The 23,069-nt window shown below is 65.0% G+C and carries 24 protein-coding genes and 1 other RNA gene; 11 read left to right on the top strand and 14 right to left on the bottom strand.

What is annotated here, in order from left to right; genetic code table 11:
• Positions 1–117: 117 nt before the first annotated feature.
• Both hemJ and hemE read right to left on the bottom strand, forming a co-directional pair.
• Complete coding sequence (gene hemJ / locus ACFFJ7_RS13745; RefSeq protein ID WP_166952441.1) at positions 118–543, bottom strand: protoporphyrinogen oxidase HemJ; 426 nt, start codon at positions 541–543, stop codon at positions 118–120.
• A gap of 115 nt (positions 544–658) precedes the next feature.
• Positions 659–1,702 carry a uroporphyrinogen decarboxylase gene (gene hemE / locus ACFFJ7_RS13740; protein WP_377593367.1) on the bottom strand — a complete coding sequence of 348 codons (1,044 nt, stop codon included), beginning with the start codon at positions 1,700–1,702 and terminating at the stop codon, positions 659–661.
• Between the two features lie 537 nt (positions 1,703–2,239).
• Between hemE and ACFFJ7_RS13735 the strand changes: the two genes are divergently transcribed.
• From ACFFJ7_RS13735 to dnaQ, 5 genes are all read left to right on the top strand, one after another.
• Positions 2,240–3,073 carry a pyruvate, phosphate dikinase/phosphoenolpyruvate synthase regulator gene (locus ACFFJ7_RS13735; protein ID WP_166952619.1) on the top strand — a complete coding sequence of 278 codons (834 nt, stop codon included), beginning with the start codon at positions 2,240–2,242 and terminating at the stop codon, positions 3,071–3,073.
• A gap of 58 nt (positions 3,074–3,131) precedes the next feature.
• Positions 3,132–3,764 (top strand): Maf family protein, encoded by a 633-nt coding sequence (locus ACFFJ7_RS13730; protein ID WP_377593051.1) that lies wholly within the window; start codon positions 3,132–3,134, stop codon positions 3,762–3,764.
• A gap of 317 nt (positions 3,765–4,081) precedes the next feature.
• Positions 4,082–4,969, top strand: coding sequence for a shikimate dehydrogenase (locus tag ACFFJ7_RS13725; RefSeq protein WP_377593050.1), 888 nt, complete (start codon positions 4,082–4,084; stop codon positions 4,967–4,969).
• The gene (gene coaE / locus ACFFJ7_RS13720; RefSeq protein ID WP_377593049.1) at positions 4,966–5,586 is read left to right on the top strand and encodes a dephospho-CoA kinase; all 621 of its coding nucleotides are present in this window, start codon (positions 4,966–4,968) and stop codon (positions 5,584–5,586) included. Before ACFFJ7_RS13725 ends, coaE begins: the two co-directional genes overlap by 4 nt.
• A 51-nt stretch (positions 5,587–5,637) precedes the next feature.
• Complete coding sequence (gene dnaQ, locus ACFFJ7_RS13715; protein WP_377593048.1) at positions 5,638–6,354, top strand: DNA polymerase III subunit epsilon; 717 nt, start codon at positions 5,638–5,640, stop codon at positions 6,352–6,354.
• 94 nt (positions 6,355–6,448) lie between these two features.
• On the opposite strand, the gene secB is transcribed toward dnaQ, so the two are convergent.
• Positions 6,449–6,931 carry a protein-export chaperone SecB gene (secB, locus tag ACFFJ7_RS13710; RefSeq protein WP_166952462.1) on the bottom strand — a complete coding sequence of 161 codons (483 nt, stop codon included), beginning with the start codon at positions 6,929–6,931 and terminating at the stop codon, positions 6,449–6,451.
• A 380-nt stretch (positions 6,932–7,311) separates the two neighbouring features.
• On the opposite strand from secB, the gene ACFFJ7_RS13705 reads away from it, so the two are divergent.
• The 4 genes from ACFFJ7_RS13705 to ACFFJ7_RS13690 all read left to right on the top strand — a co-directional run bounded on the left by ACFFJ7_RS13705 (position 7,312) and on the right by ACFFJ7_RS13690 (position 10,301).
• Positions 7,312–8,070, top strand: coding sequence for a Tim44/TimA family putative adaptor protein (locus tag ACFFJ7_RS13705; RefSeq protein WP_166952466.1), 759 nt, complete (start codon positions 7,312–7,314; stop codon positions 8,068–8,070).
• 100 nt (positions 8,071–8,170) lie between these two features.
• The gene (gene mltA / locus ACFFJ7_RS13700) at positions 8,171–9,364 is read left to right on the top strand and encodes a murein transglycosylase A (protein ID WP_377593047.1); all 1,194 of its coding nucleotides are present in this window, start codon (positions 8,171–8,173) and stop codon (positions 9,362–9,364) included.
• Complete coding sequence (locus ACFFJ7_RS13695) at positions 9,361–9,942, top strand: Smr/MutS family protein (RefSeq protein ID WP_377593046.1); 582 nt, start codon at positions 9,361–9,363, stop codon at positions 9,940–9,942. Before mltA ends, ACFFJ7_RS13695 begins: the two co-directional genes overlap by 4 nt.
• A complete protein-coding gene (locus ACFFJ7_RS13690) occupies positions 9,939–10,301 on the top strand; it encodes a helix-turn-helix domain-containing protein (RefSeq protein WP_377593044.1) in 363 nt (120 codons plus the stop codon). The genes ACFFJ7_RS13695 and ACFFJ7_RS13690 overlap by 4 nt, the downstream gene beginning before the upstream one ends.
• A gap of 27 nt (positions 10,302–10,328) precedes the next feature.
• Here the strand turns inward: ACFFJ7_RS13690 and ACFFJ7_RS13685 are convergent, their stop codons facing one another.
• From ACFFJ7_RS13685 to ssrS, 4 genes are all read right to left on the bottom strand, one after another.
• The gene (locus ACFFJ7_RS13685; protein ID WP_166952484.1) at positions 10,329–10,835 is read right to left on the bottom strand and encodes a MarR family winged helix-turn-helix transcriptional regulator; all 507 of its coding nucleotides are present in this window, start codon (positions 10,833–10,835) and stop codon (positions 10,329–10,331) included.
• Between the two features lie 305 nt (positions 10,836–11,140).
• Positions 11,141–11,965: a TIGR00282 family metallophosphoesterase gene (locus ACFFJ7_RS13680; protein ID WP_166952489.1), complete on the bottom strand. Its 825-nt coding sequence runs from the start codon at positions 11,963–11,965 to the stop codon at positions 11,141–11,143.
• A gap of 47 nt (positions 11,966–12,012) precedes the next feature.
• Entirely contained in the window at positions 12,013–12,621 is a 609-nt protein-coding gene (locus tag ACFFJ7_RS13675; RefSeq protein ID WP_377593043.1) for a 5-formyltetrahydrofolate cyclo-ligase, read from the bottom strand.
• Between the two features lie 35 nt (positions 12,622–12,656).
• Positions 12,657–12,810, bottom strand: a non-coding RNA gene (gene ssrS, locus ACFFJ7_RS13670) — 6S RNA.
• A 221-nt stretch (positions 12,811–13,031) separates the two neighbouring features.
• Between ssrS and ACFFJ7_RS13665 the strand changes: the two genes are divergently transcribed.
• The gene (locus ACFFJ7_RS13665) at positions 13,032–14,213 is read left to right on the top strand and encodes an adenylate/guanylate cyclase domain-containing protein (RefSeq protein ID WP_377593042.1); all 1,182 of its coding nucleotides are present in this window, start codon (positions 13,032–13,034) and stop codon (positions 14,211–14,213) included.
• Between the two features lie 30 nt (positions 14,214–14,243).
• Here the strand turns inward: ACFFJ7_RS13665 and ACFFJ7_RS13660 are convergent, their stop codons facing one another.
• From ACFFJ7_RS13660 to purE, 5 genes are all read right to left on the bottom strand, one after another.
• Positions 14,244–15,662, bottom strand: coding sequence for a L,D-transpeptidase family protein (locus tag ACFFJ7_RS13660; protein ID WP_377593040.1), 1,419 nt, complete (start codon positions 15,660–15,662; stop codon positions 14,244–14,246).
• Between the two features lie 209 nt (positions 15,663–15,871).
• Positions 15,872–16,723, bottom strand: a complete 852-nt coding sequence (locus tag ACFFJ7_RS13655; RefSeq protein WP_166952621.1) for a tetratricopeptide repeat protein — start codon at positions 16,721–16,723, stop codon at positions 15,872–15,874.
• A 259-nt stretch (positions 16,724–16,982) separates the two neighbouring features.
• Positions 16,983–17,219 (bottom strand): 30S ribosomal protein S21, encoded by a 237-nt coding sequence (gene rpsU, locus ACFFJ7_RS13650; protein WP_166952624.1) that lies wholly within the window; start codon positions 17,217–17,219, stop codon positions 16,983–16,985.
• 166 nt (positions 17,220–17,385) lie between these two features.
• Positions 17,386–18,456 (bottom strand): 5-(carboxyamino)imidazole ribonucleotide synthase, encoded by a 1,071-nt coding sequence (locus ACFFJ7_RS13645; protein ID WP_377593364.1) that lies wholly within the window; start codon positions 18,454–18,456, stop codon positions 17,386–17,388.
• A 2-nt stretch (positions 18,457–18,458) separates the two neighbouring features.
• A complete protein-coding gene (gene purE / locus ACFFJ7_RS13640) occupies positions 18,459–18,977 on the bottom strand; it encodes a 5-(carboxyamino)imidazole ribonucleotide mutase (RefSeq protein ID WP_166952627.1) in 519 nt (172 codons plus the stop codon).
• A 428-nt stretch (positions 18,978–19,405) separates the two neighbouring features.
• Between purE and gluQRS the strand changes: the two genes are divergently transcribed.
• Positions 19,406–20,335 carry a tRNA glutamyl-Q(34) synthetase GluQRS gene (gluQRS, locus tag ACFFJ7_RS13635; protein WP_377593039.1) on the top strand — a complete coding sequence of 310 codons (930 nt, stop codon included), beginning with the start codon at positions 19,406–19,408 and terminating at the stop codon, positions 20,333–20,335.
• Positions 20,336–20,447: 112 nt separating this feature from the next.
• Here gluQRS and ACFFJ7_RS13630 read toward each other — a convergent pair whose 3' ends face one another.
• Together ACFFJ7_RS13630 and ACFFJ7_RS13625 are read right to left on the bottom strand one after the other, a co-directional pair.
• Positions 20,448–22,499 carry a M23 family metallopeptidase gene (locus tag ACFFJ7_RS13630; protein WP_166952508.1) on the bottom strand — a complete coding sequence of 684 codons (2,052 nt, stop codon included), beginning with the start codon at positions 22,497–22,499 and terminating at the stop codon, positions 20,448–20,450.
• A gap of 371 nt (positions 22,500–22,870) precedes the next feature.
• On the bottom strand, positions 22,871–23,069 hold a 199-nt coding region (locus tag ACFFJ7_RS13625), incomplete at its 5' end, for a hypothetical protein (RefSeq protein ID WP_377593038.1).

Genomic DNA, 23,069 nt, shown 5'->3' with positions numbered 1-23,069 from the left:
TGTCAGGAAGGCACGCCTTATCTAGCGGATTTCCCTTCCGACTTCAAGTCCGACCCCGCGGTTTTTCGCCCTGTCCGCTCCGACTCCGCCGGATGCAGCCCTTTCCGTCCGCGCATACTAGAACGGCTTGAGTACCACGAGAATGACAATGAGGATCATGAGGAGTGTCGGCACCTCGTTGACGATGCGGTAGAAGCGCGGGCTGCGCGTGATCTTGTCAGCGGCGAACCGACGCAGCTCCGCGCCCAGGAAGCCGTGAACTCCCGACAGGATCACGACGAGCAGGAGCTTGCCATGAAACCACCCGGCGGCGAACCAGCCGCCTTCATAGGCGATGATCAGACCGAAAACCCATGTCGCTATCATGGCCGGCGTCATGATCGCCTTGTACAGGCGCCTTTCCATGACCTTGAAGGCCGCGATGCGATCGGAGCCCGGCACCGCCTCGGCATGGTAGACGAACAGGCGCGGCAGGTAGAGCATCGCCGCCATCCACGCAATGACCGAGATAATGTGCAGGGCCTTCAGCCATTCATAAAGCATCGCGCGCTCTCCGGATCGCCCCGACCTCGCCCGGGCCGTACGCTCTTTTCCCGCGAACGGCAGATTCCCGCAAGCATTTCTTCGACCGATTCCAGGTTACGGAAGCGGGCTGCGATCAACCGCGAACCCTGGCGATCATCTGCTCGACATGGGCGATCGGCGTCTGCGGCAAAATGCCATGCCCGAGGTTGAAGATATGCGGCCCATTGCCCAGCGCGGCGCGGATATCGTCCACGGCGCCGGCAAGAACATCGTCGCCGGCGAGCAAGGCCAGCGGATCGAGGTTGCCCTGCACCGGGCGCAGCTTCTGAACGCTGTCGCGCGCGCGCCATGGGTCGATAGTCCAGTCAAGCCCCACGGCGTCGGCAATGCCGGCCTGCGCCAGTTCCTCCACACCCACGCCGGCGCCGCGCGCAAACACGATCACGGGAATTCCCGGCCGTTGCGAACGGATGCGGTGAACGATGCGACCGACCGGCGCCAGAGACCAGCGCCGGAAGAGGGAAGGGGGCAGGGCGCCGGCGAAACTCTCGAAAATCTGCAGCGCTTGCGCACCGGCGTCGATTTGCGCAATGAGGTGGCTTGAAGTCGCGTCCACAAGCCTGTCGATGATCTCGCCGAAGAGCTCGGGGTGCTGATAGGCGAAAAGACGGGCGGGCGCCTGATCGGGGGTGCTCTTGCCGGCGATCATGTAGCTCGCCACGGTCCAGGGCGCGCCGGCGAAGCCGATCAGCGCGACTTCCGAGGGTAGGGTAGCGCGGACGATGCGCACCGTCTCGTAGACGGGCGCAAGCCGTTCCAGATCGAGTTCACTGGCGAGCGTCGCCAACCCCCCTCCGGGTGTCAGCGGATCGAGTTGTGGGCCTTCACCTTCCGCGAACCTGACCTTCTGGCCGAGAGCGTCGGGCACCACGAGGATGTCGCTGAAGAGAATGGCAGCGTCGAACCCGAAACGGCGGATCGGCTGAAGGGTAACCTCGGCGGCCTTTTCGGGATCGTAACAGAGATCGAGAAACGAGCCCGCCTTCTGGCGCAGCGCCCGGTATTCCGGCAGGTAGCGCCCGGCCTGCCGCATCATCCAGAGCGGCGGTGTTGCAAGGGTTTCACCGGCCAACACCCGCAGAAGCGGGATGTTTGCGGAGAGAGGTTCTGTGCGGATGCGCTCGTCGTCTCGGGGGGGCAGGCTCACGATCCTTCACTCCTGTCTTGAATCAAAGAATGTCTATTAAAAGGATTCTGTTGTTCTTGTTAGACGGCGAATAGCAGCATCCCAGCGGCGTCCACATTTCGTCCCCAGATTCGCTCACCGTGCTTCGACGCCGCGGGAGCGCTGCGGCCGGGTCCGAGTTTCGCCCTATTCGTTAACGATTCGTTAACGTTTAGGAAGCGTTAAGCCTGTCGCGAAATCGCCGTTGCGGGATTTTGTCCACGGCCGCGAAAATCCGTGACTGAATCAGGCCACACGGAAACGACTGTTGAACGATTGGCTGGCGATTCACAGGGCCTTTTCCCGGCCGGCCGTTAACGGTTTGTTATCCACACGTGTCGACTCCCCCTGTTGGAATCGCGGTCCTCCGCCAGTGTTTCACGTGAATCCGCCAGGCTTTGACCCGTGGACGACGGCGGAGTTCCGGAAAGGTGTTCGCGCCGGCGCCGCCAGATGTTAAACCGGTTCGGGAAACGGATGGGGGATCACGTGAACCGCAGCTTTTTTCATCTGCATCTGGTGTCTGATTCGACCGGGGAGACGCTTCTTGCCGTGAGCAGGGCGGTTGCCGCGCAATATGAGGGAATCTCGGCGATCGAGCACGTCTACCCGCTCGTGCGTTCCGCCGCCCAACTGGAGCGGGCGATGGCCTCGATCATGGACGAACCTGGCATCGTCCTCTACACGCTCGTCAATCCAGATCTTGCGAACGAACTGAACCGCGTGTGCAGCGCGGAGGGAATTCCGGTGCTTTCCGTGCTTGATCCGGTGGTGAATCTGTTTCAGTCTTACATCGGCACCGAGACCATCGCGCGGCCCGGTGCGCAGCACACACTCAATGCCGAGTATTTCAAGCGTATCGATGCGATGAACTATACGCTTGCCCACGACGACGGACAGACGGGGGAGGATCTCGATTCGGCAGATGTCGTCCTGGTCGGCGTCAGCCGCACGTCCAAGACGCCGACGGCTATTTATCTCGCCAACCGGGGTATCAAGACCGCGAACGTTCCGCTGGTTCCCGGCTTCGCCTTGCCTGAGGCGCTGAGCACAACCAAGAGGCCGCTGATCGTGGGGCTTGTCGCGAGCCCGGACCGTATCGTCCAGATCAGGCAGAACCGCCTGTTGAGCCTGAACGCGGGCGACGACACAGCCTATGTCGATAGGGATTCGGTGGCAGCGGAGATTGCGGAATCGCGAAAGCTGTGCGCGCGCAACGGCTGGCCGGTGATCGACGTGACCCGCCGCTCCATCGAGGAGACGGCGGCGGCCATCATGGAACTGCTGCGCGCCCACCGCCTGCAGTTCATTGCCCTGTCCTGAGCCGCCGCCGCTCTGAATGATGTCTTGATTTCTGTCATGCCGTGAAGGAGGGGACTTAATGTCGGAACCGGACCCTGCAACTCTCTGGATCGCGGATCAGCCGCTTGTTCTGGCGTCCACCAGCCGCACGCGGCGCAATCTCCTCGAAGCGGCGGGCATCGCGGTGGAAACACGGCAGCCGGGCGTGGATGAGCGGGCCATCGAGGAGCCGTTCAGTTCATCCGGTGCGCCGATAGAGGATCTTGCTTCGCTGCTGGCACGCGAAAAGGCGCTCGCCGTCAGCCGGCGGGAACCGGGACGTCTGGTTCTCGGCGCGGATCAGACGCTTGAGTGCGACGGGCGGCAGTTTCACAAACCCGTCGATATCGCTGCTGCGCGGAATCAACTTGCCGCGCTCTCGGGTAAGACGCATCATCTCCATTCCGCGGCCGCGCTGGCGCGTGACGGGGAGGTGGTGTTCGAAGTCGTCTCCACGGCCGATCTCGATGTGCGGCCGCTGGAGGAGGCGTTCGTCACCAGATATGTCGAGGTGGTGGGGGACAGCGTTCTGTCGAGCGTCGGTGGCTATCAGGTCGAGGGGGCCGGCGTCCAGTTGTTCTCGCGCATCAACGGCGATTACTTCACGATACTCGGTCTGCCGCTTCTGCCCGTTCTCGCCTTCCTGCGCGAGGAAGGATGTCTCGCGTCCTAAAGCAGTTTCAGCAAAAGCAGGCACCGCTTTTGCGTGGGAATGTTGCGTTTCAACGAAACGTAGAAATGGCCGAGGGCGCGTTCCGGCTAAATTTAATTATTTAAGTGATAAGAATTCGCCCGAAATCAAGAAATGAGCGTTTGCCGGCGGCCTGTCGCCTGTCCATAGTCACTGACAGTGTCCGGCACAGAACGTTTTTTCGTTGAATTGCCGCGCCGTTCCGTCCATCTGGTTAAGCACGATCCTTCCCGGAAACTGTCTCCGCCTGTCGGAACCGCGCTCCGGACAGACAGCCTTTCATTCTCATGTTGATTCCCATGCCGCAACCGCTTCCGTCATCCGCTCCCAAGGCCTGCATCATCGGCTTCCCGGCCCGTCACAGCCGTTCGCCTCTCATCCACCGCTTCTGGCTGCGGCAGCACGCCATCGCCGGGGACTACGGTTTCGCCGAGGTTTCGCCTGACGACTTTCCGGGCTTCATCCGCGATCTCGCCTCGAATGGATACGTGGGCGGCAATGTCACGGTTCCTCATAAGGAAACCGCCTTCGGGCTTGTGCATGACGCAACGGCTACGGCGCGGGCGCTCGGCGCGGTCAATACGCTCTGGTTCGAGGACGGGCGGCTGATGGGCGACAACACCGATGTCGCCGGTTTCCTCGCCAGCCTCGACGCGGACGCGCCGGGATGGGACGCGCGCACGCCAACCGCCACGGTGCTGGGAGCGGGGGGAGCGGCGCGGGCCGTCGTCTACGGCCTCCTGGCGCGCGGCGTCGAGCGCATCCATATCGTCAACCGCACGCTGGCGCGCGCGCAAGCATTGGCTGAACATTTCGGGCAGTTGTTCTCGGGCCGGCAGATCGCGGGTGCGGGATGGGACGCGCTGCCTGGCCTCCTGCCCGCCAGTTCGCTACTCGTCAATACGACGTCGATGGGCATGCACGGCCAGCCCACCCTCGATGTGGACCCCAAAACACTACCGGAAACGGCGCTGGTGACGGACATCGTCTACGTGCCGCTTGAGACGCCGTTGCTTGCAGCGGCGCGGCAGCGCGGATTGCGGACCGTTGGCGGGCTTGGCATGCTGTTGCATCAGGCGGCACCGGGATTCGCGCGCTGGTTTGGCATGACACCCGTCGTTTCGCGGGCTCTCTACGATGACGTGGTCGCGGATCTGCTCGCCACCACAGAAGGATCGAAGCCATGACATTCGTCCTCGGGTTGACCGGTTCGATCGGGATGGGCAAGTCCACCACCGCCAATTTCTTTCGGGCGAGGGGTGTGCCGGTGCACGATTCCGACGCCGCAGTCCACGAACTCTACCGGGGTCGCGCCGCGCCGCTGGTGGAGGCGGCGTTTCCGGGTGTCGTGGTTGATGGTGTTGTCGACCGCGAGCGGCTTGCCGCGCGGGTGCTTGGCGACGCGGAGGCGTTGCGCCGTCTGGAAGCGATCGTTCATCCGCTGGTGGCGGAGGAGGAGCGCGTCTTTCTGGAACGGGCACGCCGCGATGGGGCGCAGCTCGTCATCATCGATAGCCCTCTGCTGCTGGAGACCGCACAGGACGGCCGCTGCGACGCCGTCCTCGTGGTGAGTGCGCCGCCGGAGGTGCAGCGGGCGCGCGTGTTGTCGCGTCCCGGCATGACGGAGGAGAGGTTCGAGCGGATTCACGTGAAACAGATGCCGGATGCCGAAAAGCGCCGCCGCGCGCATTTCGTCGTGGACAGCTCGCTTGGTCTCGATGCGGCGGAGCGGCAAGTGCGCGATATTCTGAGGGCGCTCGCCGGCCGGCCGGGGCATCGACGGCAGGCGGAAGCGCCGGCCTGACGCCGGCGTCGAACGATCGTCCGTCTCCAGTCAGAATTATCGGGTCCAACCATGTCACGAGAAATCGTCTTCGATACCGAAACGACGGGCGTCGACCCCGCCACCGGCGACCGCGTAGTCGAAATCGGCTGTGTGGAGCTTGTCAATACGGTGCCAACGGGGCGGCATTTTCACGCCTACATCAATCCGGAACGGCCGATGAGCGAGGGCGCCTTTCGTGTGCACGGCCTCTCCGATACGTTTCTTGCCGACAAGCCCGTGTTTGCGGCGGTGGTCGATGAGTTCCTCGCCTTCATCGCGGAAGCGCCGCTTGTCGCCCATAATATCAGCTTCGATGCCATGTTCATCAACGCGGAGTTCCGTCGACTGAACATCGCGCCGCTGGCGCAGGAACGGCTCGTCGACACGCTGGTGCTGGCGCGGCGCAAGCATCCGGGCGCGCCGAACAATCTCGATGCGCTCTGCGCGCGCTACAGCATCGACAACAGCAAGCGCACGAAACACGGCGCGCTGCTCGACGCCGAGATTCTGGCGGAGGTCTACATCGAGCTGCTCGGTGGCCGGCAGGCGGGCCTTGACCTTGGTATCGCGCCGTCCGCGCAGGTGACTGCCCACGCACAGCGCTCTGCCGCGCCACGGCGGCCAGTGCCGCTGCAGTCGCGTGTGAGTGACGCGGAGCGGCAGGCGCACGCCGCCTTCGTCTCCGAGCTGGGCGGCGCCAGCCAGTGGCTGAAGTATCTTCAGGCCGGCGGGGAGGGGCGCCAATAGAAAAGCCGGGAGCGGCGCCACGCGCTGCTCCCGGCCGGAAAGACCGCGCCACGGTGTTTTCGCAATACCCGAACGCGGGGTATGTCCCTGCGAATCAGGAAACGGTCGCCTGTGCCTGTTCGGCCTGCAGCTCGGCGATCTTCTGGCGGTAGAGCGCCGAGAAATCGATCGGATCGATGAACAGGGGCGGGAAGCCGCCGTTGCGGACGGCGTCCGCGATGATCTGGCGGGCAAACGGAAACAGCAGGCGCGGGAATTCGATCATGACCGTAGGGTGGACGTGCTCGGCCGCGATGTTGCGCAGACGGAAGACGCCGCCATACACGAGTTCGAACGCGAACAGCACCTCGTTGTCGATCGTCGCCTTGCCTTCCAGCGTCAGGTCGACCACGTAGTCTTCCTCACCGATCTGGTTGCCGCCGACGTTCACCTGAATGGAAATCTCGGGAGACTTTTCCTGCGGCGCCAGCGAGCGGGGCGCATTGGGGTTCTCGAAGGAGAAATCCTTGATGTACTGCGCGAGGGCGCTGACCACCGGCCCTGCGGTCGTTTCGCTATTGGTTGTTGCGTCGGTCATGTGATTTCTCCGCTAGTCATAGTCAGAATCATCATCATCGGTATCCGATGGATTCCCTAGACGTGTGACGTGTAAAGCCGATTAACGCAAGCCGCATATGAAAGGATCGGGCGTCATTTCCGCGCTTGTTGCCGTTCTGTCGCCGCATCTGGCAACATGGCTTCCGGTATAGGTTCCGGCATGAATTTTGATGATAAAAGCGTTTCCGTAAAGCCCGTCGCAGGATACGATATGCGGCCAGGGGACGGTTTTGGAGCGCGGCCATTCCGGTGCGGCCGGGGCGCGTTCTTGTCCGGACGGGATGTGGATGTTACCAGCACGGCACACCATATGTGCCGGTGAAGCTGGTCGGAGCGACAGGGAAGTGAGACGATAGAAACATGCAGGACAGTTTTGACATCGTGACCATCGTCTTTCTCTGCCTTGCGGTGTTTGTCATCTGGCGGCTGCGCTCGGTTCTCGGCCAGCGCACCGGCAACGAGCGCCCGCCGGTCGACCCCTTCACCCGGCGCGACGCGCGCAACGGGAACGGGCAGCAAGGTGCGGCGAAGGGCCAGGCCGAGGGCCGCTCGGCCGAAGGCAACGGCGGCAACGTGGTGCATCTGCCGGGGCCGGCCAACGACGTGAGCGCGCCCGGCGCCGCTGTCGATCCGGACCGCTGGAAAGGCGTCGCCGAACCCGGCTCGCCCATCGCCCGCGGGCTCGACGCCGTCGCGGCGGCGGAACCCGCGTTCGACATCAAGGCCTTCCGGGAAGGCGCCAAGTCTGCATACGAGATCATCGTCACCGCTTTCGCCCAAGGCGACCGCAAGACGCTGAAGGGCTTGCTGTCCCGTGAGGTTTTCGACGGCTTCGACCGCGCCATCGGCGAGCGCGAACGCCGGGGCGAGGTCGTCAACACCACATTCGTTTCCGTCGACAGCGCGGATATCCAGGCTGTCGAGGTGCAGAATCAGGTCGCACAGATCACCATCCGGTTTGCGTCCAAGCTGATCACCGCGACCTATGACGTCGAGGGCAAGGTGATCGATGGCGCGGCGGATGAGGTGGCGGATGTCAGCGACACGTGGACGTTTTCACGCACGCTACGCAGCCGCGACCCCAACTGGTTGCTGATCGCGACCGAGTCCGGTCACTGACGCGATGGGCCGGGCGCACGTCGGCTGGCCCGGCACCTTCGCGCCGGTTCGGTGGCTCGTGACGCCGGCGTATCTCTGTTTTATGTTGATGATTCTTGCCATGACGGCATCCGTGCAAACCGTTTCCGCGTCGAAGGCGCCATCCGTGGATGGCGCGGCGCTGGAGCAGCTGACGTTCGACGCGCTCGCCGAATGGCGGGCGGACGACCACGCCGCGGCTTTCGCCGCCTTCCGGCGCACCTGTCAGACGGTCGTCGGCGACGCGGCGGTTCTGCGTCAGGGCGCGCCCCCGCCGCGCGCGTTACGGGCGGTGTGCGCGGCCGCGCTCGCAGCGCCGCCGTCCCCCGACGGCGACAGCGCCCGCCGCTTCTTCGAGCGTCATTTCCGCCCTTTCCGGGTAAGGTCGGCAAACGGCGACGGCTTTCTCACCGGCTATTACGAACCGGAATTCGCCGGCCGGCTCGTCTCCGGCGGTGTCCATGACACGCCGCTGCTGTCGCGCCCGGACGATCTGGTGAACGTCGCAGAAGGCGAGAACGTCCCGGGCCTCGATCCGGCGCTGCGTGCGGCGCGCCGTGTCGCCGGGCCGCAGGGCGTTCGTCTGGAACCCGTTCCGGACCGCGCCGCGATTGAGGACGGGGCGCTGGGCGGCGGCGCGCGGCCGCTTGTCTATCTCGATGCCGTGGATGCATTCATGGCCCATGTGCAGGGCTCCGTGCGGGTGCGGCTCGTCGACGCCGGCACCGACGGGAAGGCGGTACGCCGTTTCGCCTACGCCGGCCGCAACGGCCACGCCTACACGTCGGTCGCGCGGCTCGTCGTCGCTGAGACGGGCATCGCACCTGCGGATCTGACGGCGCCGAAGCTTGTCGCGTGGCTGCGCGCCTACCCCGAGGAGGCGCGGCGACTGATGCGCCGCAATCGTTCCTATATCTTCTTTCGCCCCGCAGACGAACTCGCCGCGGACGACGGCCCGCTCGGCGGCGCTTCCGTGCAACTCACACCCGGGCGCGCAGTCGCGATCGACCGGCGCATCTGGGCCTATGGCCTGCCGGTCTGGATCGAGGCGCGGCTGCCGCATCCCGCGGGCGAGGGCGGTTCCGGTAGCGAGGATTTCTATTCCCTGCGCCGGCTGATGATCGCGCAGGATACAGGCTCCGCCATCGTTGGTCCGGCGAGGGCAGACATCTTCTTCGGCTCGGGCGAAGCGGCGGGGGCGCGGGCCGGGCTGGTCCGCCATGTGCCCGAGCGCTTCGTGGTGTTCCTGCCCGTCGGTGCGGAGCAGGGGACATGAAACGGCGCGGCGGCAGGCGCCTGTCTGAAGAGGAGGCGAAGCTCTGGCGCCACGTGACCCGCAGCATCCGGCCGCTTCCGGGCCACACGCCGCCGCTTGAGCCGGCACCCGCTCCGGAGGCGGAGGCGACGTCTCCGGAGCACCGGCCTGCGGAAGCCTCGCCGCCCGCAAAAATTGAACGCCGCCCGCCCGCCCCGCCGCCGCTGGTGCCGCTGGAACGCCGGCTGATGCGCGATCTGCGGCGCGGAATCGATCGCATCGATGCGCGCATCGATCTGCACGGCATGCGTCAGAACGAGGCCTATTACGCACTCCTCGGCTTCTTGCGCCGCGCGCAGGGGGAGGGGGCGCGCGTCGCGCTGGTGGTGACTGGCAAGGGCAGCACGGCGGTCGCGGATCCGTTCAGCGAGCGCGGGGTGCTGCGCCGCCTCGTGCCGCACTGGCTTGGTCTCGCGGAAATGCGCCCGGTGGTGGTGGGCTTCTCGACGGCCAGCCGCGAGCACGGCGGCGACGGCGCGCTTTACGTGAGGCTGCGCAAGGGCGCGAAGGGCCGCCCCGGGGGCGAGGCACGGCCATGACACCCTTCGGCATGCACCTGCGGGCATTGCGCACCGCACGCGGCGTCACCCAGAAGGAAATGGCGCAGGCGCTGCGCGTGTCGAGTGCCTATCTCTCGGCGCTCGAGCACGGCAAGCGCGGCAAGCCGACCTGGGCGCTGCTCCAGTCCATCCTCAACTACTTCAACCTCATCTGGGATGACGCCGACGCGCTGGTGAAGCTCGCGGACATATCGGACCCGCGCGTCGTCATCGACACGGCGGGCCTGTCTCCGAAGGCCACGCTGCTCGCCAACCGCCTCTCCGGCGATATCGCGAAGCTGACCGAGCCGGAACTCGAAGCGCTGATCGCGGTGCTCGACGCGCGGAAAGGACGCTGATCGGCTGAAGATGGCCGGGACCCGCTTCTACAGGGTGTTGAGGCGCGCTTTCAGCCGGTCGAGCAGGCGGTAGAGGACGACCTGCTCATCAAGGTCGAGACCTTCCAGCGCCTCGCGGTAGAATGCATCGATGGCGATCTGCATCTCGGACCATGCCAGGTCCCCGGCGGTTGTGAGAACGATGCGGCGGCTGCGGCCGTCCTCGGCGTCCTTGATCCGCTCGATCCAGCCGCGCGCTTCCAGCCGGTCCAGCACGGGCGTGATGTTCTGGCGGCTGACAAGCAGGAACGCGATCAGGTCCTTCACCGTCATGCCGTGTTCCCGCGGCTCCGGCCGGGCGAGCGCGCCGAGAACCGCCCATTGCTGCGTTGTGCTGTTGAAGTCGCCGATGAACCGCGCACCCACCTTGTGCATGAGATTGGCACATTGGTAGAGACGGAAGAAGACGCGGTTGGCGACATCGAAACGGGCCGGATCGGACTGCCGCGAATCGGATGGACGCAGAACGGAATGTTTCGCCGGGCTGTCGGTCATGAAACGCCTCGCTTCGAAATGCGCCTCGGATATGAGTCAATATATTGTTACAGCATCAAACCGGAAAACAGACGCCGTCTTCCGGAAAAATCTGATGTCTGAACAGGGAGATAGAGCGGCGATGCGTCTCCGCTTGTAAGCTGCTCCGTTGAATCGGGCCAATCACGCCGACACAGTAAATCATGCCATTGTTATGTCACTTAGGGAAGAGATGACGAAAGCAGCAGGCGCTGCCGGACACACGTCCTTGTGAAGCGCGGAAACGATGGCGGTATGGATTTTCAACGGCTGGCGGCGCGGCTACGTCAGATCTCCCAGAAGGCGGGATGCGCCTGGCTGAGATGCGGCCCGATGCGCACTGCCGATACCCGGACGGCAAGGCCGGTGGCGTCGTCGGTCTCGACCGCGAGCCCCGCCAGCGTGCCCGGCCCGGACGCGGATTCAAGGCGGACACCGGGTGTCTTCTCGATAAAGCGGCGCAGCGGTTCCTCCGGCTGCATGCCGAGCATCGAATCGTAGTCGCCGCACATGCCGGCATCGCTCTGGTACGCGGTGCCGCCGGCGAGAATCTGCTCGTCCGCTGTCGGCACATGCGTATGGGTGCCGACGACGAGGCTCGCCCGCCCGTCGACGTGGCGCGCCATGGCCTGCTTCTCGCTGGTGGCCTCGGCATGCATATCGATGATCGCGGCGTCGACCACTTCGCGCAGCGGACATTCGGCCAGCGCCTTGTCGACGGCTGCGAACGGATCGTCGAGCGGGTCCATGAAAAGGCGGCCCATGGCGTTCACCACCAGCACCCGGCTGCCGTTCGCTGCTTCCACCACCGTTGCACCCCGCCCCGGCGTGCCCGGCGGATAGTTGATGGGGCGCAGCAGGCGCGGCTGGCGCTCGATGAACACGAGCGCCTCACGCTGGTCGAACGAATGGTTGCCGAGTGTAACGACATCCGCACCGGCATTGAGGAGATCGTCGCAGATCGCTTCCGTGATGCCGAACCCGCCCGCGGCGTTCTCGCCGTTGACGACCACGACGTCGAGTTTCCATCTGGTGCGCAGGTCGGGGAGCTGATCGACGACGGCCGCTCTTCCCGGCCGCCCGACGACATCGCCTAGAAACAACAGACGCATGAAACCTCCACATACGCGCGAACCACCGCCGCCGCCATGGCGCGTGCCTATTTCGTGATCGTGATCGATTGCACCTGCGTGACAATCGCGTCAAGCGGGCGATCGTGCGGCTCGACCGGGATCTCGCCAATTTCCTGCACGTCGAAGGCTACGCCGATGGTGATGAGCGGGCGCTTCGCCGAGAGACGAGAGATGGCCTTGTCGTAATTGCCCTGCCCGTAGCCCAGCCGGTTGCCCCGGCGGTCGAATGCGGAGAGCGGCACCAGCAGCACGTCGGGGTCGACCTCCGGCGCTTCCGGCGGCGGCCCCTGTGTCCCGAATCCCGCGTCGATCAGTGGCAGGCCCGGCCGCCAGCGGCGGAAAACCAGCCCGTCCGGCGTGATCACCGGCAGCGCGAGCGGCACGGCGCGTTCATCGAGCGCCGCCATCAGCGGACGAGGATCGAGTTCACTGCGAATGGGCCAATATCCCGCCACGATGCCGCCGCGCAGCACAGCCGGGTAATCCGAAATGACCCGGTCGCTAACGGAGGCAGCAGCGGCCTGTACCCGTTTGAGATCGGCGGCGAACAGGTCACGCCGCGCCAGAGCCTCGCGCCGCAGACGCGCTTTCTGTTCGGCAGGCGCTAGCGCCGCGATGTTAGGAAGGTCGGCCATTAACGGGACGGCTCGGGAAGGACGGGAAGATAAGGTGCGGGTCCACAATGGCCGTTGGAGAAAGATCCCGGGAACCTACAATGTAGGTGGGCGCCGTGTGCCCGGGTCCACGGACCTGGGCAGGGACAGCTCCCTGGGGATCAATAAGGCCCCGGGGAATATGCCTCCTGACGAACCTCGCAGAGCCCGCATCCCAAATCTATGCTTTCGTCGGATAAATATCCAGCCCCCTGCATGCGTTTTATGGGGGCATCCCGGGAGTCTTCACGTGGCCCTGAAGTCGCCCTATATGAAGCAGGATGAACCTCGCTCATTGATGGCCGGTGAGGCTTGCGCGAGGCAGGCTGCCGGGCACGTTGGCCGATGGTGCGGGGCCGGCGGGCTGACGCCGCAATGAAAGAGCGAAGACCGTGGAACTTTCGTCCGCTTCTGCCATCGAGCCCGTCGACGTCGCGGTGGCGGGCCTGCGCGACTGGCTGCTGACCGACGCCCGCCTGAGCGCCGATATCAGCCGCGCCATCGCGGGGCTCGCCGACCGGCTGAACGCGGAGGGCGTGCCCGTCGACCGGCTGACCTTCGCCGCGGAGGCGCTGCATTCCGAACACGCGGCGGTTTCGGGAACCTGGATCAAGGACGATCCGGGCGTCTGGAAGTTGCAGGCCTATGGCAAGGAGGTAACGGCCGGCTATGCACACAGCCCCCAGCGGGTGGTGCACGAGTCCGGCCGGCCGCTCGCGTTCTGGATTGACGAGACGCCGGACGACCGTTTCGGCATCGTCGCCGATCTCCGTCAGGCGGGCTATCGTCATTATGTGTGCTTTCCCATCTTCTTCGCCAACGGCCACAACAACGCGGTGACTTTCGCGACCCGCAGCACCGACGGTTTTCCGCCGCGTGCCTTCGCCCTGCTGGAGGGGCTGATTCCTTCCCTGACCGCGACGCTGGAAATCTTGTCCGGTTACAAGTCGCTCGACGAGGTATTGCGGATTTACGTTGGCGACGAGCCGCATCGCGCCATTCTCGCAGGCCGCATCGGGCGCGGACAGGTGAGCCGGATCCGCTCCGCCATCCTGTTCGCCGACATGCGCGGCTATACGCGCATCACCTCCGCCATCGATCCCGAGCAGGCGGTGCAATTGCTGAACCGGTATTTCGACTGCCTGGTGCCGCCTATCGAGGCGGAAGGCGGCGAGGTGATGAAATATATGGGGGACGGCCTGATGGCGATCTTCCGTGACCGGGGTGACGATACCGGCGCCGCCGCGCAATCGGCACTGACCGCGGCGACTGAGGCCCTCGCGCGCATCGGCCAGATCGACGGCACACCGTTCGGCGCGACCATCCGCGCAGGGATCGCGCTGCATCACGGTGAGGCGGCTTATGGCAATGTCGGTTCGGGAGCGCGTCTCGATTTCACCGTGGTCGGTCGCGACGTCAACCTGACCAGCCGCCTTGCTCAGCTTAACAAGGTGCTCGATGAGCCGCTGCTGATGTCACGTGCCTTCAGTGAACATCTGTGGGCGAATCCTCACCCGCTGGGCGCATTCCGGCTCGACGGCTTTGAGGATGCGATAGAGGTCTACAGGCCCTGAGCGCCGGCTGGGCCGGCGCTCAGCCGCCGTTCACCACAGCCCGGTGGTCGTCGCGTCCGCCGGGCGAACGGCCGGTGCATCCGCGACAGGCGACGCGGGGGTCGGCGTCGCAGCGGTCACAATCGCGTCCGCAGCCGGCACATTTGCCTCGACCGCCGTGCTCGCGGACTGGCTGGAACCGAGGCCCGAGAACGACATCATGCGGTTGAACAAGGACGGCTTTCCGGTAACGGCCGGTGCGGGCTCGCCCGGCGCCGTTGCCGCGGCGACCATAACGGCGCCCGGGCGCGGCGTGGGCAGCGGCACCGACTGCGCCGCGGCGGGCTGTGCTGCAGCTGCCATCTGCGTCGCCGGCGCGGTAACCTTGGGGGCGGCTGCTTCGCGCGGCGCGCTCTCGGCCGGCGCGGCAGCCGCGACCTGCGTGGCTGGCGCGCCGCCGTCGTTCAGGACGATCTCCTGCGGGCCGGCGGCGAGGGCGTCAGGCCGGCTGACGAGCGTGGGATCGTAGCCAGGTGTGCGGCGGGAGAACGCGAGCAGGCCGGCTTCGGGATGGCGACCGCCCCGGAACACCGCGTGTTGCCCGCCATCCTGATAGACAAGACGGACTGCAGGCGTGCCCTTGGACAGCAGGTCGGCTATCTTGGCGTCGTCCGCCTGCTGCTTGGCAGCGACCGCCTGCTTGATGCCGCTGTCGATGTCAAGCGTCGGGCAGGCGCCGGCGGCGTTGAACTTGCTGCTGTTGCGGGCGTTGAAAACGTAGCGCTTGCCACAGACCGAAACGTCGGGTTCGAGACCGGTAGTCTCGAAATTGTCCGAACCTTCCTTCAGGTTGCGCCAGAAAGCGATATTCGGGTCGAGCCGGTGCTTGGCCATATTCTCCGGCGTCATGCGGAACGGATATGCCTGCACCTGGAACTTGCGCTGGCCGCCGTTGAAGGCCTCGCGCCCGATGGCGTAGATCTCGGCGATCTGCTCGTCGGTCATCGAATAGCAGCCGGCGGAAGAGCAGGCGCCGTGCACCATCAGATAGCGGCCGGTGCGACCGTTGGCGCGGTCGAAGGCGTTGGGATAGCCCATGTCGAAGGAAAGATAATAGGACGAGTTCGGGTTCATCAGCGCGGGGGTGATGCTGTAGAACCCTTCCGGCGCCTGCCGGTCGCCTTCCTTCTTCTTCGGCCCGAGCTGGCCGGACCAGCGGCAGATCGGGTAGGTCTTGAGCAGGGCGAAGCGGCCGTCGCGCCCCTTCTTCCAGACCTCAAGCTCGGCTTCCTTCTTGAAGATGCGGACAAGGATGGGCGATGACTGCTCCATCCCCTTCTCGCGCATCAGCGATACCGTCTCGGTGGGGATGGGCGCGCGGGCCTTGGTATTGCTGGCATATTTAGCGCTTTCCTGACACCCGGCCAGCGCCATGCCGACACCAACGAACAAGACAAGCCGCTTCAACATTCAGACACCTAACCTTTACGCTGATGCAGGAATGCACCCGATCGGAGGACTCTAGCCGTCCATCCTTACCGAAACATTACCGCTGCAGCCGACCGCACGACCGGGACGAATCGCCCGCGCCCACGCCGCCGCGATGACCGGCCAGACGCCTGTTCAGGCATCTTGCCGGATTTTCGCGTCCGCGTCGACCCCGCCCGGCGGCGAAGCCGTCAGAACAGCCGGTTGCTGCGGCTGAGACGCGCCACGCCGTCGCGTGCAACCTTGTTGTCCTGCGAGATGCTCTGTGCCCGTTGATAGGATTCGAGCGCGTCGCGCGTGTTGCCCTGCCGTTCGAGCGCCAGGCCGCGCGCCGCCCATGCGTCGGCATTGTTGTTGTTGACGTTCAGCGAGGCGTTGAAATCCTCGACCGCCTTGTCGTAACGCCCGACCTCGATCAGGCTCTGCCCGCGCGCCGTATAGGGCGCCGCCACGAAGGGATCGCGGTCTATGGCCGCGTCGAAATCGCGGATCGCGTTCTGATGCTGGCCAAGGCGCTGATAGACGAGGCCGCGCGCATGAAAGGCCTCGGCAGCCTCAGGATTGATGGCGATGGCACGCGACAGGTCCGCGAGCGCCTGATTTGTATCGCCTTTCGTCCGCAGCAGATTTGCGCGGCCAATATAGGCCGGGGAGTAATTGGCATCGGCGGTGATGGCTTGCGTGAAATCGCCCATCGCGGCATCGTCCTTGCCCGTCTGCCGGTACGCGAGCGCCCGGTTGGTATAGGCAGCGGCGTAACGGGGATCGAGAGTGACAGCCTGCGTGAAATCGCGCACCGCGTCGCCGTACTGCCCCTGTCGCGCATAGGCCGCGCCGCGCGTGTTGTAGGCGACGGGATCGCGCGGATTGGCGCTGATGACGCCGGACAGCGAGCTGATATTGACACGCGCGTCAGGATTGGTCTTGTCGACCACTGCGACATTTTGTGTCGGCGCGAAATTGCCCACCGTTCCGCAAGCACCCAGCAAGGCCGTGATGCCCAATACCAGAGCGACCGGCGCTCCCCGCGAGGCGGAGAACATGCCAGCCTTGTTGAATTCATCGAACGCGAATCGGTCAGTCACGGCCCACGCCCATTCTGCGACGTTCATCCTGCTGCATGTGCAGCGCAATCGACGCCTGTCACCACCACGTCGGCATCAATATGTGCCGGCAGACGAATGCCTATCAAACAGAACGCAAAACACCCGAAACGTAAGGGACGACGTGCGTAGCATACCGTTTCGGCAAAAGTCCGCGGCCAGCCTCGCGGCCGGCGGCGGGCCTGATCAGCAGCGGACTTCAGCGCGGCGAAACCGTGCGGGGCTTGGAGGGCAACAGGCCTTCGCGCTGCAGACGCTTGCGCTGCAGCTTGCGTGCGCGACGCACTGCCTCCGCCTTCTCGCGGGCCTTCTTTTCGGAAGGCTTTTCATAATGACCGCGAAGCTTCATCTCGCGGAAGATGCCTTCACGCTGCATCTTCTTCTTGAGAGCCCGAAGTGCCTGATCGACATTGTTATCGCGAACGAGAACCTGCACGCTTTGTCTTCCTGTAGTCTTGAAGGATGAAAAGGGCACAAGGCCCCCTGGCGCGACAAACGCGCCGCTAACCGATCCTTGCCGATAGCAGATCGGGTCGGCCTTGTCCACAACAAGCATGGCGCCTCTGCCCTCGGCGGCAAAGCGCTTTTTCCGGTCCGGCGCGTCAGGCTACACGGGTCACGTGACCCATCTTGCGGCCTGGCCGCGCCTCGCGCTTGCCGTAGAGATGCAGATGGGCTCCGGGCTCGGCGGCGATTCGCGCCCATTGATCGACGTCGTCGCCGATGAGATTCGTCATGGTCGCCCCCGTTCCCGTGAGCGCGACGGAGCCGAGCGGCCAGCCGCAGATGGCGCGAACATGCTGGGCGAACTGGGACGTGCGCGCGCCCTCGATCGTCCAGTGGCCGGAATTGTGCACCCGCGGCGCAATTTCGTTGACCAGCACCGATTCGCCGGCCTCGCTGACGACCACGAAGAGCTCCACCGCCAGAACGCCCACATAATCGAGCGCCGCCGCGATGCGCCACGCTGCATCCAGGGCCTGCTCCCGCGCTTGCGGAGAGACGACGGCGGGCACGCTGGTGACATCGAGAATGTGATGCCGATGCCTGTTCTCACACAGGTCATAGGCCAGGAAGGTCCCGTCCTGCCCGCGCGCAGCCACCACCGATATCTCGCGCGTGAACGGCACGAAGCCCTCAAGAATCGCCGGCGCGTGGCCAAGGCCGGCGAGCGCCGCACCCGGATCGTCGCCTTCGCGGATTATCGCCTGCCCCTTGCCGTCATAGCCGAAGCGCCGCGTCTTGAGCACGGCGGGCCAGCCAAGTTCGTTCAGCGCCGTCTCGATATCGGCCAGGCTGTCGATGGCCCGGAAGGGCGCTGTGGGGATGCCGAGCCCGGCGACGAAATTCTTTTCGGCGAGGCGGTCCTGCGTGATGGCGAGCGCCTGCGCGCCCGGCCGCAGCGGCGCCCGCCCGGTGATCAGCCGCGCCGTCTCGGCCGGAACGTTCTCGAATTCATACGTCACGACATCGACTGCGTCGGCGAAATCCGCCAGCGCCGGCGCGTCGTCATAGGCCGCGCGCGTGTGGCGGCCCGCAACCTCGAAGGCGGGGCTGCCGTCTTCCGGCGCATAGATATGAATGTGCATGCCGATCTCGGCGGCGGCGAGGGCGATCATCCGCCCGAGCTGTCCGCCGCCCAGAATGCCGATAGTGGAGCCGGGAGCAAGCATCGTCATGCCTCGTCAGCGGGAAAATCGGCAACGGAGGCCGTGCGCATCGCCCGCCAGGCGTCAAGCCGCGCCGCGAGATCCATATCGGACAGGCCGAGGACGGCCGCTGCCAGCAGGGCGGCGTTCACCGCGCCGGCCTTTCCGATGGCCAGCGTGCCGACGGGAATGCCTGCCGGCATCTGCACGATCGACAGCAGGCTGTCCTTCCCGCCCAGCGCCTTCGTTTCGACTGGTACGCCGAACACAGGCAGGCTGGTGATCGCCGCCGTCATGCCCGGAAGATGCGCCGCGCCGCCCGCGCCCGCGATGATGACGCGAAACCCGGCCGCCCGAGCCGAACGGGCGAAATCGTAAAGGCGATCGGGCGTGCGGTGGGCCGAGACGATGCGCGCCTCGTAGACGATGCCGAGCGCGTCGAGCGTTTCGGTCGCGTGGCGCATGGTTGCCCAGTCGGACTGGCTGCCCATGATAACCGCGACAACCGGCGTAGCGGCAGGAGAAACGGAAGCGACCGTTCCCATATCCGATGCTGCCGTGATGGCGGGCGGTAGATCGCTCATGCCGATATGCTCATTATGTGTTATATCCCCACAACAGTTATCCGGCGGCCGACGCGCCGGTTGCCCCTCTCGCAGCCATGCGGGCGATGGCCGTGGAAGGGAATCCGGATAAGCCTACCATATCCTCCGCGCAAGCGAATCATCGCGCGGGCGAAAATTCGTATCGCCGCCCGCTCGCCGGCCCTTGCGGGCGCCGGGTTGCGATGAGGATCGGCGTCGAGCGCTTTCATGACAACAGCCGGGTCTCGTGACACACTGTCCGCCATTTCCGGGCAGAGCGAAGCCGCGCGTGATTGAATTGATGCTCCGCCCTATCATTTGTTCATGCATGGTCTTCTGCAGCGGGAGGCAGCCGTGCGCCGGGACCGTGCCAGGAAGACAGAATCGCAATGACAGCCGCTTCAGGCCGGCACGCGCCTTTCCCCGTCATCCCCTCCTCCGGCGTTTCGCGAACGCCGGTGCTGCGATTCGCGCCGAGCCCGAATGGCCTGTTGCATCGCGGGCACGGCTATTCCGTCCTGCTCAACCAGTATCTCGCCCACGCATGGGGCGGGCGCTTGCTGCTGCGGATCGAGGATATCGATGTCGCACGCTGCCCGGAGGAGTTCGTCGAAGCCGCGATCGCCGATCTGCGCTGGCTGGGGCTTCGCTGGAACGGCGAGGTGCGGCGGCAATCGCGCCACTTCGCCGACTATGCCGAAGCGGCGGAAAAGCTGCGCGCACGGGGGCTGGCCTATCCCTGCTATGCCTCGCGCACCGAAATCGCGGCCGCGGCCGGCGGCGCGCGAGATCCGGATGGCGCGCCGCTGCGCTGGCGCGACAATCCGGTACTCGCGAAAGACGAGGAGAGCCGCCGCCGGCAATCGGGCGAGCCGTTCTCCCTGCGTCTCGACATGCGCTGCGCACTCGCCGCCTTGGATGCGGAAAATCTCGTCTTTCCCGCGCTTCCTGAGACGGGCGACATCGCGTGGCAAATGGCGGATCCTGCGCGTTGGGGCGACGTCGTTCTCATCCGCAAGGATGTGCCCGCGAGCTACCATCTCGCGGTGGTCGTCGACGACGCGCTGCAAGGAATCACCCACGTGATTCGCGGGCGCGATCTCGAAGCGGCGACCGATATCCATCGCCTGCTGCAGGAACTGCTCGGCCTGCCGGTTCCCGTCTATCATCACCATGCGCTTATTCGGGATGAGACGGGCGACAAGCTCGCGAAGTCCCGCGATTCGCTGCCTCTGCGGGCGCTACGCGAATCGGGCGTGACAGCGGAGACCATCCGCGCGGAACTCGGCTTCGGCGGAGTTTTCTCCGGCGCGCCCTGAAGCTGGCGGCTGTTAAAGCGCTTCCCATCAGATGGAATCGATCTGATCGATCAGAATTCGCCAAACTAAGGAACCTGGAATCTGTCCTGTTTCAATGTAAACAGGACAGATTCTAGGGCGTGGCGACAGTCTGAATAGAGGTCTGCGCCCGGGCGAGCAGCTCCTCGGCCTGTTCCCGCTGGCGCGAGAACTCCGCCAGTTCCGAGCCGCTGAGTTCGTTGCTGCGCGGCAGCTTGATCTTCATCGGGTCGACGAAACGGCCGTTGACCATCACCTCGTAATGCAGGTGAGGGCCGGTGGAGAGGCCGGTGTTGCCGAGATAGCCGATCACCTGCCCCTGCCGCACGCGAAGGCCGGGCTGGATGCCGCGCGCGAAATTAGACTGATGCGAATAGGTGGAGACGTAGCCGTTCGCGTGCTGGATTTCCGTTCGCCGCCCGTAGCCCGACGACCACCCCGCCTTGAGAACCATGCCGTCGCCCGCGGCGAGGATCGGCGTGCCGATCCTGTCGGCCCAGTCCACACCCGTGTGCATCTTGGCGTAGTTCGTGATGGGATGATATCGCATGCCGAAGCCAGACGTCAGCCGCCCCTCGGCGATGGGCTTGCGGATCAGGAATTTCTGCAGCGAACGTCCCTCGGGATCGTAGAACGCCGTCTCGCTGCCGGGCGACTGGAAACGGAAGAGGCGCCTCTTTTCCCCTTCCACGGTCAGCGCCGCATACAGCAGTTCGGGTTCGTCGCCGTCCTCGGCTGTCGTATAGAGCAACTCCACCGATTCGCCTGTTCCGACACGGCGCTGGAAATCGACGTCGGAGGCGAAGAGCGGAACGATCTCCCGCACCAGATCGGCCGGCACTTCATAGCGCGCGGCAGTCTCATGCAGGCTTTCGTAGAGCGGCGCACCCGGCCCTTCCACACGCTCGATCCGCGAATCGTCGTGGCTGTGGTTTCCAGCGGCCGCCATCTCATCCTGCGGCAGGGAGACAGGCACATAACGGCCGTCGTCCGTCAGCGCCGCGATGGCACGAATCGTCCCTTCGTCCCACAGCGTGACGCGCCCGATGGCCGACGAATCGCTATCGGAACCGTTCGCCGAGACGTCGAGTGCCGGCAGGATGGCGAGGCTCTGCCCTTCGCGGAGCCTGTCGCGCTCCTTGAGTTCGAGCGCGGCCAGAATGGCGCGGGCGGTCTCGGCTTGCGCACCCTGGCCGAGGATCACTTTCAGCACGGTGTCGCCCGGGCGGCCGGCGATTCGCTCCTCGCCGTGGCGTTCTCCGAGCGGCGACATGAGCGCCGGCGCTTGCTTGGGCAGCAGGGTGACGTTTTCCGGAATGACGCGGACATCGATATCACTGAAAGGCGCGTCAACCAGCGTCGCGTAGGCCATTGGCGCGGGTCCGACGGGCGCCTGGCGAAGTGAGTGGAACAGCATCAGGCGGGCTGCATCCGGCTGGGAAGCGTTGCCGCCAATGCTGCGCGTCAGCCTCTCCTCGGCGACGATCTGCGCCAGCGCCTCCTCGGCATCGAGGGCGGATGAGGTGGGCGTGAAGGCGATTCCCGCAAGCGGGCGCTTGATGACGGAGACGTCGACATCGGCGGCGTCCGGCGCGATGTCCCGGCCCGCTGCGGGACCGTTATTGCTGTCGGCGAAGAGGTTGAGCGGGTTGAACGGCGGAATCGACCGCGCATAGGTGCCGGCGGTCAGCGACAACGGGGCGCTGATTCGCACGAAATCGCGCGTCTTGATGACCTCCCGATCGCCGACCCGCACCGTCATCGGCGCCTTGAACGCGAGGCGGGCGGAACTGCCGGTCATTTCCTTCCGGACCAGCCGGTCGGTCTTGCGCACGGTGGACTGCGATTCGCTGCCCGGGCTGCTTACGTCGGCCCGCTGCGGCCGGGCCACATACGCGATCTCCCCCTGCAGTGCGATGATGATCGCCCCGCCGATCAGCGCGCCGCCGCTCAAAGCCGTGAGAACGCTGCCCACGAGCCAGCGCAGACTGACGCGCCGCCTGTTCCGGTTGATGATGGCGATGCCGCTAGGATCGAGCGGCGGAACGTTATCGACGCTGGCGGACTCGAATCGCCGGTGAGCCAGTGTCGTCGGCTGCCGCAGCGCGGCATCGACCCGAAATGCAACCGGCGTTCTTTGAAGCATCAGAGCGTCCCGTCCTCGCCAATCATGCGTGCGCCCGTCCCAACCAGCGTTCGCGTGAAGATATATAGCGCCTCGCTCCATGTCGAGGTGCCGCTCTTTCCTCATTCGTCCGCGTAGCTGTCGGACGTTGCGCGACTCTCTCATGCGACGCGGCATAGCGGGAGAAGGCTCCCGAACCGGTTTTCCCGCGCCATGGCGATGGCCGCCAAACCCAAAGCCGGCAAGGCTTTTTACCCACAAGGAGGATCGCCAATCGAAGAATTCGTCAAAAAAATTTCACAAGGGCGTTGACAGCGAAGGGCGGCCCGGCATATACAACAAACACACCGGCGCTGCGGGCGGTTTGAGAGATTGGTTGCGGCGGCTGGGTTTTATTTTTCTGTGAGCGGAATTGATTGTTTTGCCCGGCTTGCGAGGGTTGGGTTGACAATTTGTTTTTGTCTTATAGAGTTGGCTATATGATTTGGCCTGTTATGGCTTGGTGTTCCATTTGATTGGAATACGTTTGTTCTTTGACAATTGAAGAATGGAAGAGAATCGTAGGTGGCGTTGTCCTTGCGGCTTTGGCTT

Origin of the sequence: Pseudochelatococcus lubricantis (assembly GCF_042432495.1) — a bacterium.
GTDB lineage: Bacteria > Pseudomonadota > Alphaproteobacteria > Rhizobiales > Beijerinckiaceae > Pseudochelatococcus > Pseudochelatococcus lubricantis.
Note: the sequence above shows the minus strand (reverse complement) of the source record. Positions and strands in the feature narration are given on the sequence as shown.

Excerpts from the sequence above, each read along its gene's own strand:
- ACFFJ7_RS13730 (WP_377593051.1), top strand. The coding sequence starts at position 3,132 with ATGTCGGAACCGGACCCTGCAACTCTCTGGATCGCGGATCAGCCGCTT.
- ACFFJ7_RS13655 (WP_166952621.1), bottom strand. The coding sequence starts at position 16,723 with ATGTTCTCCGCCTCGCGGGGAGCGCCGGTCGCTCTGGTATTGGGCATC.
- coaE (WP_377593049.1), top strand. The coding sequence starts at position 4,966 with ATGACATTCGTCCTCGGGTTGACCGGTTCGATCGGGATGGGCAAGTCC.
- mltA (WP_377593047.1), top strand. The coding sequence starts at position 8,171 with ATGACGGCATCCGTGCAAACCGTTTCCGCGTCGAAGGCGCCATCCGTG.
- purE (WP_166952627.1), bottom strand. The coding sequence starts at position 18,977 with ATGGGAACGGTCGCTTCCGTTTCTCCTGCCGCTACGCCGGTTGTCGCG.
- ACFFJ7_RS13680 (WP_166952489.1), bottom strand. The coding sequence starts at position 11,965 with ATGCGTCTGTTGTTTCTAGGCGATGTCGTCGGGCGGCCGGGAAGAGCG.
- ACFFJ7_RS13705 (WP_166952466.1), top strand. The coding sequence starts at position 7,312 with ATGCAGGACAGTTTTGACATCGTGACCATCGTCTTTCTCTGCCTTGCG.
- secB (WP_166952462.1), bottom strand. The coding sequence starts at position 6,931 with ATGACCGACGCAACAACCAATAGCGAAACGACCGCAGGGCCGGTGGTC.
- ACFFJ7_RS13690 (WP_377593044.1), top strand. The coding sequence starts at position 9,939 with ATGACACCCTTCGGCATGCACCTGCGGGCATTGCGCACCGCACGCGGC.
- ACFFJ7_RS13695 (WP_377593046.1), top strand. The coding sequence starts at position 9,361 with ATGAAACGGCGCGGCGGCAGGCGCCTGTCTGAAGAGGAGGCGAAGCTC.
- dnaQ (WP_377593048.1), top strand. The coding sequence starts at position 5,638 with ATGTCACGAGAAATCGTCTTCGATACCGAAACGACGGGCGTCGACCCC.
- ACFFJ7_RS13725 (WP_377593050.1), top strand. The coding sequence starts at position 4,082 with ATGCCGCAACCGCTTCCGTCATCCGCTCCCAAGGCCTGCATCATCGGC.
- ACFFJ7_RS13660 (WP_377593040.1), bottom strand. The coding sequence starts at position 15,662 with ATGTTGAAGCGGCTTGTCTTGTTCGTTGGTGTCGGCATGGCGCTGGCC.
- ACFFJ7_RS13685 (WP_166952484.1), bottom strand. The coding sequence starts at position 10,835 with ATGACCGACAGCCCGGCGAAACATTCCGTTCTGCGTCCATCCGATTCG.
- ACFFJ7_RS13675 (WP_377593043.1), bottom strand. The coding sequence starts at position 12,621 with ATGGCCGACCTTCCTAACATCGCGGCGCTAGCGCCTGCCGAACAGAAA.
- ACFFJ7_RS13630 (WP_166952508.1), bottom strand. The coding sequence starts at position 22,499 with ATGCTTCAAAGAACGCCGGTTGCATTTCGGGTCGATGCCGCGCTGCGG.
- gluQRS (WP_377593039.1), top strand. The coding sequence starts at position 19,406 with ATGACAGCCGCTTCAGGCCGGCACGCGCCTTTCCCCGTCATCCCCTCC.
- ACFFJ7_RS13645 (WP_377593364.1), bottom strand. The coding sequence starts at position 18,456 with ATGCTTGCTCCCGGCTCCACTATCGGCATTCTGGGCGGCGGACAGCTC.
- hemJ (WP_166952441.1), bottom strand. The coding sequence starts at position 543 with ATGCTTTATGAATGGCTGAAGGCCCTGCACATTATCTCGGTCATTGCG.